12 protein-coding genes and 1 pseudogene are annotated in these 13,620 nt (G+C 62.3%); 7 read left to right on the top strand and 6 right to left on the bottom strand.

What is annotated here, in order from left to right:
- The first annotated feature begins 69 nt into the window (after positions 1-69).
- The 5 genes and pseudogenes from E3Z29_RS20660 to ycaC all read left to right on the top strand — a co-directional run bounded on the left by E3Z29_RS20660 (position 70) and on the right by ycaC (position 4,807).
- Positions 70-995: pseudogene (locus tag E3Z29_RS20660) on the top strand (LysR substrate-binding domain-containing protein).
- A 215-nt stretch (positions 996-1,210) separates the two neighbouring features.
- Positions 1,211-1,627, top strand: coding sequence for a DoxX family protein (locus tag E3Z29_RS20655; RefSeq protein WP_098964597.1), 417 nt, complete (start codon positions 1,211-1,213; stop codon positions 1,625-1,627).
- Entirely contained in the window at positions 1,620-2,246 is a 627-nt protein-coding gene (locus tag E3Z29_RS20650) for an antibiotic biosynthesis monooxygenase (protein WP_098964596.1), read from the top strand. The genes E3Z29_RS20655 and E3Z29_RS20650 overlap by 8 nt, the downstream gene beginning before the upstream one ends.
- Positions 2,247-2,276: 30 nt before the next feature.
- Positions 2,277-4,115: an amidohydrolase gene (locus E3Z29_RS20645; protein WP_123588412.1), complete on the top strand. Its 1,839-nt coding sequence runs from the start codon at positions 2,277-2,279 to the stop codon at positions 4,113-4,115.
- 68 nt (positions 4,116-4,183) lie between these two features.
- On the top strand, positions 4,184-4,807 hold the full coding sequence (gene ycaC / locus E3Z29_RS20640; protein WP_007961287.1) for an isochorismate family cysteine hydrolase YcaC: 624 nt from the start codon (positions 4,184-4,186) through the stop codon (positions 4,805-4,807).
- Positions 4,808-5,109: 302 nt separating this feature from the next.
- Here ycaC and E3Z29_RS20635 read toward each other — a convergent pair whose 3' ends face one another.
- Positions 5,110-6,537, bottom strand: a complete 1,428-nt coding sequence (locus tag E3Z29_RS20635) for a mechanosensitive ion channel family protein (protein ID WP_134786793.1) — start codon at positions 6,535-6,537, stop codon at positions 5,110-5,112.
- A gap of 207 nt (positions 6,538-6,744) precedes the next feature.
- A complete protein-coding gene (locus E3Z29_RS20630; protein ID WP_134786792.1) occupies positions 6,745-7,761 on the bottom strand; it encodes an alpha/beta hydrolase in 1,017 nt (338 codons plus the stop codon).
- 129 nt (positions 7,762-7,890) lie between these two features.
- Between E3Z29_RS20630 and E3Z29_RS20625 the strand changes: the two genes are divergently transcribed.
- Both E3Z29_RS20625 and E3Z29_RS20610 read left to right on the top strand, forming a co-directional pair.
- Positions 7,891-8,778, top strand: coding sequence for a LysR family transcriptional regulator (locus E3Z29_RS20625; RefSeq protein WP_096796201.1), 888 nt, complete (start codon positions 7,891-7,893; stop codon positions 8,776-8,778).
- A 400-nt stretch (positions 8,779-9,178) separates the two neighbouring features.
- Positions 9,179-9,985: a class I SAM-dependent methyltransferase gene (locus E3Z29_RS20610; RefSeq protein WP_134786791.1), complete on the top strand. Its 807-nt coding sequence runs from the start codon at positions 9,179-9,181 to the stop codon at positions 9,983-9,985.
- A 135-nt stretch (positions 9,986-10,120) separates the two neighbouring features.
- On the opposite strand, the gene E3Z29_RS20605 is transcribed toward E3Z29_RS20610, so the two are convergent.
- Genes E3Z29_RS20605 through E3Z29_RS20590 form a run of 4 tightly spaced genes read right to left on the bottom strand, consistent with a single transcriptional unit; the run spans position 10,121 to position 13,510 of the window.
- Positions 10,121-10,813, bottom strand: coding sequence for a GNAT family N-acetyltransferase (locus E3Z29_RS20605; RefSeq protein WP_134786790.1), 693 nt, complete (start codon positions 10,811-10,813; stop codon positions 10,121-10,123).
- Between the two features lie 55 nt (positions 10,814-10,868).
- Positions 10,869-11,660 (bottom strand): ChbG/HpnK family deacetylase, encoded by a 792-nt coding sequence (locus E3Z29_RS20600; protein WP_134786789.1) that lies wholly within the window; start codon positions 11,658-11,660, stop codon positions 10,869-10,871.
- Entirely contained in the window at positions 11,632-12,816 is a 1,185-nt protein-coding gene (locus E3Z29_RS20595; RefSeq protein WP_134786788.1) for a GNAT family N-acetyltransferase, read from the bottom strand. The genes E3Z29_RS20600 and E3Z29_RS20595 overlap by 29 nt, the downstream gene beginning before the upstream one ends.
- 4 nt (positions 12,817-12,820) lie before the next feature.
- Positions 12,821-13,510 carry a GNAT family N-acetyltransferase gene (locus tag E3Z29_RS20590; RefSeq protein WP_134786787.1) on the bottom strand — a complete coding sequence of 230 codons (690 nt, stop codon included), beginning with the start codon at positions 13,508-13,510 and terminating at the stop codon, positions 12,821-12,823.
- Positions 13,511-13,620 lie beyond the last annotated feature (110 nt).

The following is a 13,620-nucleotide window of genomic DNA, read 5'->3' as shown; positions in this document are numbered from 1 at the left end:
TTGATCAAGTAAAGTACGGCGCTACCGCACCCGACTGAACACGACTTCTCAAGCAAGGAACACGAGCCCATGAACCGTAACGATCTGCGTCGCGTCGACATGAACCTGCTGGTGATTTTCGAAGCGCTGATGTTCGAAAAGAACCTGACCCGCGTCGCTGAAAAACTGTTCATGGGCCAACCGGGCGGTCAGTGCGGCGCTGGGGCGTTTGCGCGACTTGTTCGATGATCCGTTGCTGCTGCGCAACGGTCGCAGCATGGAGCCGACCGCCCGCGCACTGGCGATTCTGCAGGAGCTGCAACCGGCGATGGATGTGATCTCCGGCGCGGTCAGCCGGGCCAAGGAATTCGACCCGGCGAGCAGTTGCGACGTGTTCCGCATCGGCCTGTCGGGACGACGCCGAGTTCGGTCTGTTTCCGCCGCTGCTGCGACAGCTTCAGCAGGAAGCACCGGGGATTGTCGTGGTGGTGCGCCGTGCCAATTATCTGTTGATGCCGGCGCTGCTGGCGTCCGGGGAAATCTCGGTCGGCGTCAGTTACACCACCGATCTGCCGGCCAACGCCAAGCGCAAGAAACTGCGCGACATTCCCTGCAAAGTGCTACGCGGCGATGATCGCCCGGGGCCGCTGACGCTGGACGAATACTGCGAGCGCCCGCACGCAATGGTGTCGTTCTCCGGCGACCTGAGCGGCAACATTGACCTGGACCTGGCCAAGGTTGGCCGGCGTCGGCGCGTGGTGCTCGGCGTGCCGCAGTTCAGCGGTTTGCGCGCGTTGCTCGCCGGCACTGAAATGATTGCCACCGTGCCGGACTATGCCGCGTGTGCGCTGGTCGAAGGCTGCGCCTTGCGCGCTGAAGATCCACCGTTCCCGATCGACGCCGCACAGCTGTCGATGGCCTGGAGCGGGGTGCATGACAACGACCCGGCGGAGCGCTGGCTGCGCTCGCGGATCAGCCAGTTCATGGCGGCGCCGCTGGATATCCCGCATTCCTGATGCGCCAAATTTCCCTGTGGGAGCGGGGCTTGCTCGCGAAAGCGGTGTGTCATTCAACAATGATGCTGGCTGACCGGACCCCACAGTCGGATCGCCGCCCGCACCAGGCTCGCTCGCACAGGAATCCGACTCGCCTGAAAGAGAGCACATCCATTCAATTTTCCCTCGCCCGCACCGAGCATGATTCAACCCGATAAGGATTAAAGGGTAGGGTCATGAGCGCATCACAACACGATGAACAGGCACAGGATGTCGGTCTGCTGTTTCTGCGGGTCAGCGGCGGGCTGTTCCTGCTGTGGGTCCACGGTTTGCCCAAGCTGCTGGACTTCAACGCGCAATTGCAGCAGATCGAAGACCCGTTCCACCTCGGCGCGCACCTCACACTCTGCCTGGCGATTTTCGCTGAAGTCCTCTGTCCGCTACTGATCGTCGCCGGGGTGCTGGCGCGATTGGCCTGCTTGCCTATTCTTTTTGTTCTGCTGGTGGCGCTGCTGGTCGTGCATCCGCAATGGAGTGTGGCCGAGGGGCAATTCGGCTGGTTGCTGTTGATCCTGTTCGCCACTGTGTTTATCGCCGGGCCGGGACGCCTGGCGCTCAATGTTCGTCTGCCCGGAGTGCTGCGTTATGCCTGAAACCCTGAGTCCAAAAGCACCGGGGGTCGGTGAAACCGTGACCCTGATCGTCAAGCACCGGGTCAAGGCCGGGTTTGAACAGCCTTACGAAGCATGGTTGCGCAACATCGTCCGGGTCGCCGGGCAGCGCGACGGTCACCTCGGGGTCGACGTGGTGCGCGGCAAACTGGCCGGTCTCGACACCTACACCTGCGTCCTGCGCTTCTGCTCCACCGAGGCCATGCAGCTGTGGCTGGAGTCGCCGCAGCGCCAGGCGCTGGTGGATGAGGCGGCGCCGATGCTCGCTGATGGCGACCAGACCGAAGTCGCGCCGGTCAACGAATTCTGGTTCGCGCCGCTGGCCGATGCCGCGAAGCCGCCGCCGCGCTGGAAGCAAGCGGTGATCACCCTGCTGGTGATTCTGCCGCACACGCTGCTGGTGCCGCTGATCTGGGGGCCGCTGCTCAAGCTGCATCCGCTGCTTTCCAACTACGTGGTCGCCACGTTCCTGATCACCCTGACCATCGTCCTGTCGGTGGTGTACGTGTTCATGCCCCGCGTGACCCGGTTGTTCGCGCCGTGGCTGGAAGCCGGTCAGGCCCATGCTCACGTCGAGCCGGCGAAACAGCCGTCACGCTGACACCCATTCATCTACTCGAAAGGAACTGCGATGAACGCCGATCTGATTCTGTTCAATGGCCAATTTCATACCGTAGACCGCAGCAAGCCGCTGGCCAGTGCCGTGGCGATCAAGGACGGCCGCTTTGTCGTCGTTGGCAACGACACCCAGGCCATGGCCCTGCGTGGTGCGGCCACGCAAGTGATCGACATGCACGGACGCTGCGTGATCCCCGGCCTCAACGACTCGCACCTGCACCTGATCCGTGGCGGCCTCAACTACAACCTCGAACTGCGTTGGGAAGGCGTACCGTCGCTGGCCGATGCGTTGCGCATGCTCAAGGAGCAGGCCGACCGTACGCCGACTCCGCAGTGGGTGCGTGTGGTCGGTGGCTGGAACGAATTCCAGTTCGCCGAAAAACGCATGCCGACTCTTGAAGAGCTCAATCAGGCCGCGCCAGACACCCCGGTGTTCGTCCTGCACCTGTACGACCGCGCGCTGCTCAACCGCGCCGCACTGCGCGTCGCCGGTTACACCCGCGACACACCGAACCCACCGGGCGGCGAGATCGTCCGTGATGCCAACGGCAATCCGACCGGGATGCTGGTGGCAAAACCCAACGCGATGATTCTGTACTCGACGCTGGCCAAGGGGCCGAAGCTGCCGCTGGACTATCAGGTCAACTCGACCCGGCAGTTCATGCGCGAACTCAATCGCCTCGGCCTGACCAGCGCGATCGATGCCGGCGGTGGTTTCCAGAACTATCCAGATGACTATCAGGTGATCGAGCAACTGGCCAAGGATGATCAGTTGACCGTGCGCATCGCCTACAACCTGTTCACCCAGAAGCCCAAAGAAGAGCTGACTGATTTCCAGAACTGGACCGGCAGCGTCAAGTTGCATCAGGGCGACGATTACCTGCGGCACAACGGCGCTGGCGAGATGCTGGTGTTCTCCGCCGCCGACTTCGAAGACTTCCTCGAACCGCGTCCGGACCTGCCGCAGACCATGGAACAGGAGCTGGAACCGGTGGTGCGCCATCTGGTCGAGCAGCGCTGGCCGTTCCGTTTGCACGCCACGTACAACGAATCGATCAGCCGCATGCTCGACGTGTTCGAGAAGGTCAATCGTGACATTCCGTTCAACGGTCTGCCGTGGTTCTTCGACCACGCGGAAACCATCACCCCGCAGAACATCGAGCGGGTGAGGGCGCTGGGCGGCGGCATCGCGATTCAGGATCGCATGGCGTTCCAGGGTGAATACTTCGTCGACCGTTACGGCGCGAAAGCCGCCGAAGCCACGCCGCCGATCAAACGCATGCTTGCCGAAGGCATACCGGTCGGCGCCGGCACCGATGCCACCCGGGTATCCAGCTACAACCCGTGGACATCTCTGTACTGGATGGTCAGCGGTCGCACCGTCGGCGGTCTGGCCTTGTACGAAGAAGGTCTGCCGCGCACTACCGCACTGGAACTGTTCACCCACGGCAGCGCCTGGTTCTCGTCGGAGCAGGGCAAGAAGGGCCAGATCAAGGTCGGGCAACTGGCGGATCTGGCGGCGCTGAGCGCGGACTTCTTCCACGTCGAAGAAGAAGCGATCAAGTGGATCGAGTCGGTGCTGACCGTGGTCGGCGGCAAGATCGTTTACGCCGCCGGCGATTTCGAAGACCTCGGCCCACGCTCGATCCCCGTGCTGCCGGACTGGTCGCCGGTGGTCAAGGTGCCGGGCCACTGGCGCCCGAACTCGCCTTTGCAGGCGCAAGTGCACCAGTGCGTCGGTGCTTGCGCAGTGCACGCGCACAGCCATGAAAAAGCCCGACTGTCGAACGCACCGGTCAGCGACTTCGCCGGTTTCTGGGGCGCGTTCGGCTGTTCCTGTTTCGCTTTCTGATCACTACAAAAAAGCGCCGGCCAACCGGTCGGCGCGTCACGCAACAACCATCCACCGAGGAGTTTCCCATGAGCGTTCCCTACAAGCGTCTGAACAAAGATGATGCGGTCGTGCTGCTGGTCGACCACCAGACCGGTCTGATCTCGCTGGTACAGGATTTCACCCCCAACGAGTTCAAGAACAACGTGCTGGCACTGGGCGACATCGCCAAGTTCTTCAAGCTGCCGACCATCCTCACCACCAGTTTCGATGCCGGCCCGAACGGCCCGATCGTGCCTGAGTTGCGCGAGCAATTCCCCGATGCACCGTTCATTCAGCGCCCTGGCCAGATCAATGCCTGGGACAACGAAGACTTCGTCAAGGCGATCAAGGCCACCGGCCGCAAGCAACTGATCATCGCCGGTGTGGTGACGGACGTTTGCGTAGCATTCCCGACCCTGTCGGCCATTGCTGAAGGTTTCGAAGTGTTCGTGGTCACCGATTCTTCCGGCACCTTCAACACCACCGTGCAACAAGCCGCGTGGGCGCGCATGTCGGCCGCCGGTGCACACCTGCTGAACTGGTTCTCGGTAGCGTGCGAGCTGCAAGGTGACTGGCGCAACGACATGGAAGGCCTGGCGCATCTGCTGTCCGAACGCCTGCCGAACTATCGCAACCTGATCAACAGCTACACCAAGTTCACGGCCAAGTGATGCCTGAAGCCCCTCACCCTAGCCCTCTCCCAGAGGGAGAGGGGACTGACCGAGGGGTTTGTTCGCGATACGCCGACCTGCAATACCGAGCCGATCTCCGAAATTGAAGTACACGGAGATCGGCTCCCTTTCCCCTCGTTTGGGGGAGAGGGGACTGACCGAGGGGTTTGTTCGCGATACGCCGACCTGCAATACCGAGCCGATCTCCGAAATTGAAGTGCACGGAGATCGGCTCCCTTTCCCCCTCGCCCCCTTTGGGGGAGAGGGTTGGGGTGAGGGGGGCTCTTGATCTTGCTCTCGCATCAGCGCTTTTGCAGCCAACCTAAAAAACCACCCTTGCGCACCGCCACCGGTTTGGCCATCAACGCCAGCCGGCTGTTCTGCTGTCGCACGGCTTGCAATTTGTTCAGCGCCTGGCCGACTTCGCTGCGTTGCGCCATGCACTGGCGGGTCAGGGCTTTGTCGAGGCGATAGATGATGCTCGACGTCAGCGCGGTGAACGTGGCTTGCGACGGGGTATCGGCGAGGATGCTCTGTTCGCCCATGACCTCGCTCGGCCCCATGCGTCCGGCCTCGGTCTGGCCGTTGCCGTCGGGCACGGTTGCACTGACCACACCAGTGGCGATGACAAACAGACTGTCGGGCACTTCATCCAGCCCCAGCACCACCTGACCGGCCGCGTATTGCTGCGCGACCATCGATTCGGCGAGGCGATCACGTTCTTCATGGCTCAGCGAGCGGAAAACTTTCACTTCATCGAGCAAGGCCCGGGCGCGGGTCGAGGGCTCGATCACGCCATCGGGATGCCGGGAAATTCCTGCGGCTTCGAGATGTCGATGGGCGAGGTCGAACAGTTGATTGCGCACTTCGCCTTTCTTGCTCAGTTCACTGATGAAACCGCTGGCGACATACTCCGACATCTCCTCGCCGGCCTCTTTCAACACGGCTTTGGGCGGCGGATTGAGCAGCAGACTGCTGCTGCCCTGCAGCGTGCGGTCGAGGGCGTCGAGCACCCGCCGCGGGCGAATGTGATTCGGCACCTTGATGCTGATCGACACCCCGTGCAGGTTGGTCGGACGACTGAGATTGACGATCTTCGCCTTGGCCGCCACCGAGTTCGGCACCACGGCCAGCGTGCCGCTGCTGGTCAACAGATGCGTGGCGCGCCAGTCGATGTCGATGACCTTGCCCTCGACACCGTCGATCACCACGAAATCGTCGACCTGATACGGCTTGGTGGTGTTGAGCACGATTCCCGAGAACACGTCGCTCAAGGTGCTTTGCAACGCCAGACCGACGACGATCGCCACTACCCCGGAAGTCGCCAGCAAACCTTTGACCGGCAGTTCCAGCACATAGCCGGCGGCCGCGACGATCGCCGCCAGAAACACCAGCGCACCGATCACGTCTTGCAACAGCCGACCGCTGTGGCCGATGCGCCGCATCAGTGCCAGACCGATCACCTCGGTGAGCACCCGCGCAGCGTACAGCCACCAGACAATCCCCAACGCCGTTGCGCCCAGTTGCATCACCCGGTCATCGGCGAACAGCGGCGCCTGCAACGGGCTGATCTCGGCGTTGATGATCAATGCGCTGAACGCCAGAAACAGCGCCAGGCGAATGCCGACTCTCGGTGCCCGATGCTGAAACGGCGCGAGGTGCCAGAGCAGCGCATCGAGCAGCAGCAGGGCGGCGCTCCAGGACAGTGGGTGAGTGAGGAGGATGGACATGGCGATCTCCGGAACTGCATGAACGTTGGTGTAGAAGAGGCTTTTGTGGTGAGGGGATTCATCCCCGATGGACTGCGCAGCAGTCCCCTGCCTTTCTGGTTAGCGGCGGGGTCGCTTCGCAACCCATCGGGGATGAATCCCCTCACCACAAGGGTTCCTGCAGACAAAAAACTCGCCACACCGTCAGGTGTGGCGAGTGAGGGGGGCTCAGTTCAGATGTGTTTTCAGCTCAGCCGCGGCCTGCCGCACGGCCGCTTTCACTTCGGGAATCTGGCTCAGTGGGTTGAGCAGGCCAAAGTCATGAATCATCCCGTTGTAACGCACCGACGTCACCGGCACACCGGCCGCATCCAGATGCCGCGCATAGCCTTCGCCTTCATCACGCAACACGTCGAACTCGGCGGTCTGCACCAGCGCGGCGGGCAGGCCCTTGAGCTGTTCGCTGTTGGCGTTCAGTGGCGAGGCGTGGATCTGTGCGCGCTCGGCCGGGTTGGTGGTGTAGTTGTCCCAGAACCATTGCATCATGCCCTTGGTGAGGAAGTGGCCCTCGGCGAATTGCTGGTACGAGCCGTCGTCGAACTGTGCGTTGGTCACCGGCCACATCAGCAGCTGGAAGCGCAGGGCCGGGCTCTGCTTTTCTTTGGCCATCAGCGCCACGACCGCCGCCATGTTGCCGCCGACGCTGTTGCCGGCCACCGCCAGACGCTTGCCGTCGACCCCGATCTGCTTGCCGTTTTTCGCGACCCATTGGGTCGCGGCGTAAGCCTGATTGATCGCTGTCGGGTACTGCGCTTCCGGCGACGGCGTGTAATCGACGTAGACCGCGACCGCTCCAGAGCCGACCACCAGATCGCGAATCAGGCGTTGGTGCGTCGGGTAATCGCCCAACACCCAACCGCCGCCGTGGAAGAACATGAACACCGGCAATTCACCTTTGACCTTGGCCGGCCGCACCACTTTGAGGTTGATCGTCTGGCCATCGACCTTGATTGCCTTGTCACTGACTTCAACTCCGGACAGGTCAACCTTTACCGAGGCCTGAGCGCCGGTCAGCACTGCACGGGCATCCTTCGGGCTGAGTTGCTCCAGCGGTTTGCCGCCGCCGGCGGCGAGGGCTTCGAGGAACGCTTGGGTGGTGTGTTCGACACCCGGGCTGCCGGCGGCGAATGCGTTACCGATGGACAGGGCGAGGAGGGATGCGGTCAGGGTCTTTTTGATGTTCATGCTCAATTCCATTTTCGAAAGTTATTGGTGTTGTGTCGGGCTGTTTTCAAACCGTGAGCACAGATTAATGAGCTGTCGAAAAGTGAAAAAGCGGCTATAAAGCGTTTGACTGTCTACCAGAGAGTGACAATGAACCCGTTCGAAGACATGCGTATTTTTTGCCAGGTCATGGACTCCGGCAGTTTCACTGCTGCGGCCGATCAGTTGGGCCTGTCCAAGCAGTTCGTCAGCCGCCGTTTGATGCAGCTTGAAGAGCGCCTCGGTGTGCGGCTGTTGAATCGTTCCACCCGACGCCTCGACGTCACGCCACTGGGCCAGAGCTACTACGAATCGGCGCTGCGTCTGCTGGGCGAAGTGGAACAGGTCGAGCAGGGCATCGCCGGGCAGACCGCCGAGCCGCGCGGGACCATTCGCGTCAGTGCGCCGCTGTCGTTTGCCGTCGCGCATCTGGGGTGTCTGCTGCCGCTGTTCCTGCAGCGCTATCGCGATGTCACCGTGGAGGTGGATTTGAGCGACCGCCCGGTGGATCTGCTTGGCGAAGGTTATGACTTGGCGCTGCGCATTGGTGTGCTGGAAGACTCGACGTTGATTGCGCGGCGCATCGCCGCCATCGAACGGGTGTACTGCGCCAGCCCGGCATATCTGGCCGAACGTGGCACGCCGCTCAATCCCGAAGACCTGCACAGCCACGACTGCCTGCCGTACGGCCACGGTCGTTCGGTGCAATGGCGCTTCAACGCGGGGCAGGGCAAGCCGCTGCTGGTCAATGTCACCGGACGCATGCGGGTGAACAATGGCGAGCTGCTGAGGGACGCGGCGGTGCAGGGGATGGGGATTACTTATCTGCCGACGTTCATCGTCGGCGCGGCGCTGAAGGACGGGCGGCTGATGCCAGTGCTCGACGACTACCGCCCCGAACCGCTGACCCTGTCGGCGGTGTATCCGCAGCACCGCCAGGCTTCGCGCCCGGTGCAGGCGCTGGTCGAATTCCTGCGCGAACGCCTGAACCAGATGTGACCACGCCAAAAGTGTGGGAGCGGGCTTGCTCGCGAAGAGGTCGTGTCAGTCGATGAAGATGTTGGCCGGACCGACGTCTTCGCGAGCAAGCCCGCTCCCACAGGTTTTGTGACGTGTGCAAATCTTGCGTTCTATCTGAAATCTTGTGGGAGCTTTTTGCAGCGATGAGGCCCGGTCGCAAAAATCTCTACGAAGCCGCCGCATTACCCCCTGTGGGAGCGGGCTTGCTCGCGAAAGCGGTGGTTCAGGCAATGAAGATGTTGGCTGGGCCGACGCCTTCGCGAGCAAGCTCGCTCCCACAGTGGAACGGCGGTGTGGCTTACAAAGTCGCAACAACCGTACTGATCGGGCTGTTCTAGACTCGGGTCCGCTCAATCACGAGCATCGCCCGGAGTGCGCCATGGAAGTGCCCAACAATAAAACCGCCATCGACAGCAATCGACAGGCGTGGAACGATTCTGCTCGTCATCACCGTGAGTCGGCGGAATGGCAAGCGCTGTTGAACGACGTGTCAAAGGCTGATTTTTCTTGCCTCGACGACACCTTGCGTGGCGTGCTGGAACAGGTCGGCGTCGACGGCAAAGCGCTGATTCAACTCGGTTGCAACAACGGCCGCGAAAGCCTGTCGCAGTTCGCCCTCGGTGCGTGCAGCGTGGTCGGCGTCGATCAATCGGAGGCGTTTCTCGAACAGGCCCGTGAGTTGAACCAGCGCTCGCCGTACAACGCCGAATTCATCGAAAGCGATATCCATCACCTGCCGGCTGCGCTGCACAGCCGCTTCGACGTGGCGCTGATCACCATCGGCGTGCTGAACTGGATGCCCGACATCGGCGAGTTCTTTCGCCATGTCGCGCTGACTCTCAAACCGGGCGGCAAACTGGTGATCTACGAAACCCATCCGTTTCTGGAAATGGTCGACCCCGACGCCGAAGACCCGTACCGCCTCGCCAGCTCCTACTTCCGCGCCGAGCCATTCGTGCAGGAAGAACCGATCGTCTACGTCGGCAAGGTCGAACAGCAGGCTGCCAAATCCTACTGGTTCGTACACACCCTCGGTGCGATCTTCAGCGGCGCCATCGCGGCCGGCCTGAACATCGCGCACTTCAAGGAGTATGCGCACTCGAATCGAGAGGAGGTGTATGACCAGTATCTGAATCGCGAGGCGCAGATGCCGTTGTGCTTCACCTTGGTCGCTCGCAAAACCTGAGAATTTGTTGCTCCATCTGGCCTCATCGTGAGCAGGCTTACTCCTACACGTGATCGGTGTCGTACACAAATCCACTGTAGGAGCGAGCCTGCTCGCGATGGCGGCCGAATGGCCGCCATGCCTTTTACAACCGAATCAAGCCTGCGCCGCCGCACTCACCGCCGGCCGCTCCGGTTTGCGCAGGGGTTCCAGGCGTGAGCCTTGATAGTGGCTTTCGCGGTAGAAGCGCCAGCGGCCGAACAGGCCGTAAACGTGGGTGATGCGCCCTTGTTCGTGGTAGCCCATGCGGATGTGCAGTTTCATTGCCGGAATGTTGCGCGTTTCGCAGGTGTCCACGACGGTATGACAGCCCTGGGCGGCCATGGCTTCCCAGAGGGCGACTTGCACGTCCACCGACAGGCTGGTGCCGAAATACGGGCGGGCCATTTCGCCGCCGAATTCGAAGAACTCGCCGGGTTTGACCGGGAACCAGCAGCCGTAATAGTGGCGGTCGTGGTAATCGCGAATGCTGCCCCAGATGAATGCCACCGCGTGGCCGTCGGCATCGAGGTACATGTGCCCGGTGTGACCTTCAGCGGCGAGTTCGGCCATGGTTTCCACGCGGTCACCGAAATGCTTGGCGAACGCCCCGGTGTTGTGCGGTGTGATATCGACTTTGCGCACTCCCTCGTATGGCCGCAGCTTGTGTGGCGGCACCGGGGTCACCAGATCGCGCTCCATCCACAGCAGCTCCCAGTGGAAGAACACGTAGCGCTTCCACAGACTGGCGAAGAAGTTACGAAAGCCTTTTTGACGAATCCGGTCACGCAGTTTTCCGATGACGTTCATGTTGCCCTCCGTGGCCGAAGCCCGGTGTGGTGGATGTTGCTGTTGTGGGGATGAATCAATCGAGTGCCGCGGCACCGCGTAAAAAATCCTTGTGCAGATCGGCATAGGACACCCGTGGCACACCCGGCAGCCGCTGCTCCAGCACGTGGCTCAGGGATTCTCCGGGATTGAGGTAGGCATCACCGAAATCGCTGCCCAGCTGATTCGGGTGGGCAACGACTTCCAGCACGCCGTCGCTCGGCGCGGGGTCGTTACGCAGATCCACCGGCGTGCACACATAGTCCGCCGTGGCTCCGGCCAGACTCTGCAAGCGCCAGTTGAGCAAACCTTTGAATATGCGTTTCGGCAGACTGAGGTTCTGCCCCAGGTTGCGCGCCAGGCGAATCGGCACGCCTTGCCGGGCGGCAAAGCGCGCCACGATTTCGCCGATCGGCCAGATGTTGTGCACGTGCTGATGCGAGTCGATATGGCTAGGTCGCACGCCATGTTCGACGCAGCGCTGCCACTGCGCCTGCAACTCTTCACGCACCGCGTCGCGATCTTCGCGACTCAGCCAAAAGCTGTGCCGTGGCAGGCTCAGATCGAACACGCCGTGGCCGTCGCAGAAGGTGCGACTGCGCAGGATCGAGGTACTCAGCGGCCGCCCGTAGGTCAGGTTGAAATGCAAGCCGACCCGACCTTGCAGCGACGGATGCCGGGCCATTGCGCAGGCCGCTTCGAAGGCCGGCATGTTGGCCATGGCCGTGGCCGAGCTGATGACCCCGGCCTGAAACGCGGTGAAGATCGTCGCGTTTTCGTTCGGGCTCAAACCGAAATCGTCAGCGTTGACTATGACTTGGCGAGGCATGATCGCCCTCCGTGGTGATGACGACAGGTGTGGGCGCCGGTGCCGGTCTGGCCGCACGTCGCGCGCGCCATTGCTGCACCGTCGGTTTCAAGCGCTGCCAGAGCCGCAATCCCAGCCCCAGCAACATCCCGCTGGGGCGCCAGGAATAGAAACTCCAGCGCCAGTGTTCCAGTTGTCCGGTCATGCGTTCGTGCAGTTGGTGGCTGGAGTTTTCCAGACTGACCCGCGAGGCATCGATCCAGCGCCAGTGCTCATCCAGTCCCCAGCGAATCCATTCCTCCAGCAGCACCCGGCCGCTGCCCAGATCGGCGTATTGCGGCAGGAACGCGAGGTTGTAATCGAAGAGTCGGCCCTGCTCCAGCAAGCCGAGGCGATAGCTGATGCAACGCCCGTTGAGTTCCAGCGTCACCACCCGTACCAGGCCCTGGCCGGCGAGGGCGGTGAAGGCGCGTTCGATCCATTGCCGACTGCGCTCGCTGGCAAAGATGCCCACGCCTTCGTCGCCTTTCCAGCTCACCGCTTCGACTTCGCTGATCGCCCGCAACAGCGGACCCATGCTCAGCGCGTCGGGGCAGATGCGTCGCACCTGGGCGCCACACGCGGCAATCCGTTTGCGCGCCCGCCGCAGCTTGTAGCGCGGGTCGCCGGAGACCTCCTGGTGATCCGCGTCGCTGATCAGATGCACCGGCACCCGGCAACTGAGGCGGCGTTCGCCCGCAGAACTGTGGGCCATCCATTCGGTCAGGGCGCTTTCCTCACCCGCCGGCTCGGACAATTCGTTGAGTTGCAGCAGGGCGTGCGGCAGCTGTCGGCGGATCAGGTGCAAGGCTTCGCGCATGTCTTCGCCCTTGAGCAATGACAGCAGCGCCAGCCGGTCCGCCAGCGGATATCCCAAGTGGTGCAGTACACGAAACGGCACGCCGGCAAAGCGCTCACGGCCCGCTACCAGCGGCAGGCACAGGCGCAATTCGTCCGCTTCCCAACCGAGCAGGATGTGCAGGCGCTCACCCGCGCCCAGTGCCTGCTCCGCCGCGCACAACCAGCCCAGGTGGTTGAACGGCGTGTGATCCGTCACCTGCAGGCGCAGCGCTTCATAGGCGGCTGCCGGGAAGTCGGCGGCGCACAGTGAAGTGCGCCATTCGAATCGCGCCGTCATAGGCTCAGACCGCCGTGGCTGTGACAGGTGGGCGGGACGGTTTGCGCAGCGCATCCAGTCGCGAACCGCTGTAGCGGGTTTCGCGGTAGAAGTGCCAGCGACCGAACAGGGTGTAGACGTTCATGATCCGGCCTTGCTCGGTGTAACCCATGCGCAGGTGCAGTTTCAGCGCCGGGACGTTGTGGAATTCGCAGACGTCCACCACCTTGTCGCAGCCCTGGGCCGCCATGGCTTTCCACAGTTCCAGTTGCAGGTCCACCGAGAGCTCGCTGCCCCAGTAGGCACGGGTCAGCTCGCCACCGAATTCGAAGAACTCGCCGGGTTTCACCGGGAACAGGCAGCCGTAGTAATGCCGGTCGAAGTAGTCCCGTGCGCTGCCCCAGATGAACGCCACGGCATCGCCTTGATCGTCCAGGTGCATGTGTCCGGTGTGGCCTTCGTTGGCCAGCTCGGCCATGGTCCCGACGCGGTCGCCGAAGTAGCGGGCAAAGGCGCTGGCGTTGTCGGCGGTGATCTTCACCACCCGCAGCGGCGGATACGGTTTGAGGCTGTGCGGTGGCACCGGACTGACCAGGTCGCGCTCCATCCACAGCAGTTCCTGATGGAAAAACACGTAGTGCTTCCACGCCTTGGCGAGGGTGGCGCGCAGGCCTTTTTGTTTGATGTGCTGGCTGAGTTTGCTGACGGTACCCATGTTCTGTACTCCTGAACTCTTTGGCACGGCGAACCCTTGTGGTGAGGGAATTCCTGTGGCGAGGGGATTCATCCCCGATGGGCTGCGAAGCGGCCCCAGTTTTTCAAGAT

This window comes from Pseudomonas sp. S150 (genome assembly GCF_004526365.1).
Lineage (GTDB): Bacteria > Pseudomonadota > Gammaproteobacteria > Pseudomonadales > Pseudomonadaceae > Aquipseudomonas > Aquipseudomonas putida_A.
This window is presented reverse-complemented; position numbering and strand designations above follow the sequence as displayed.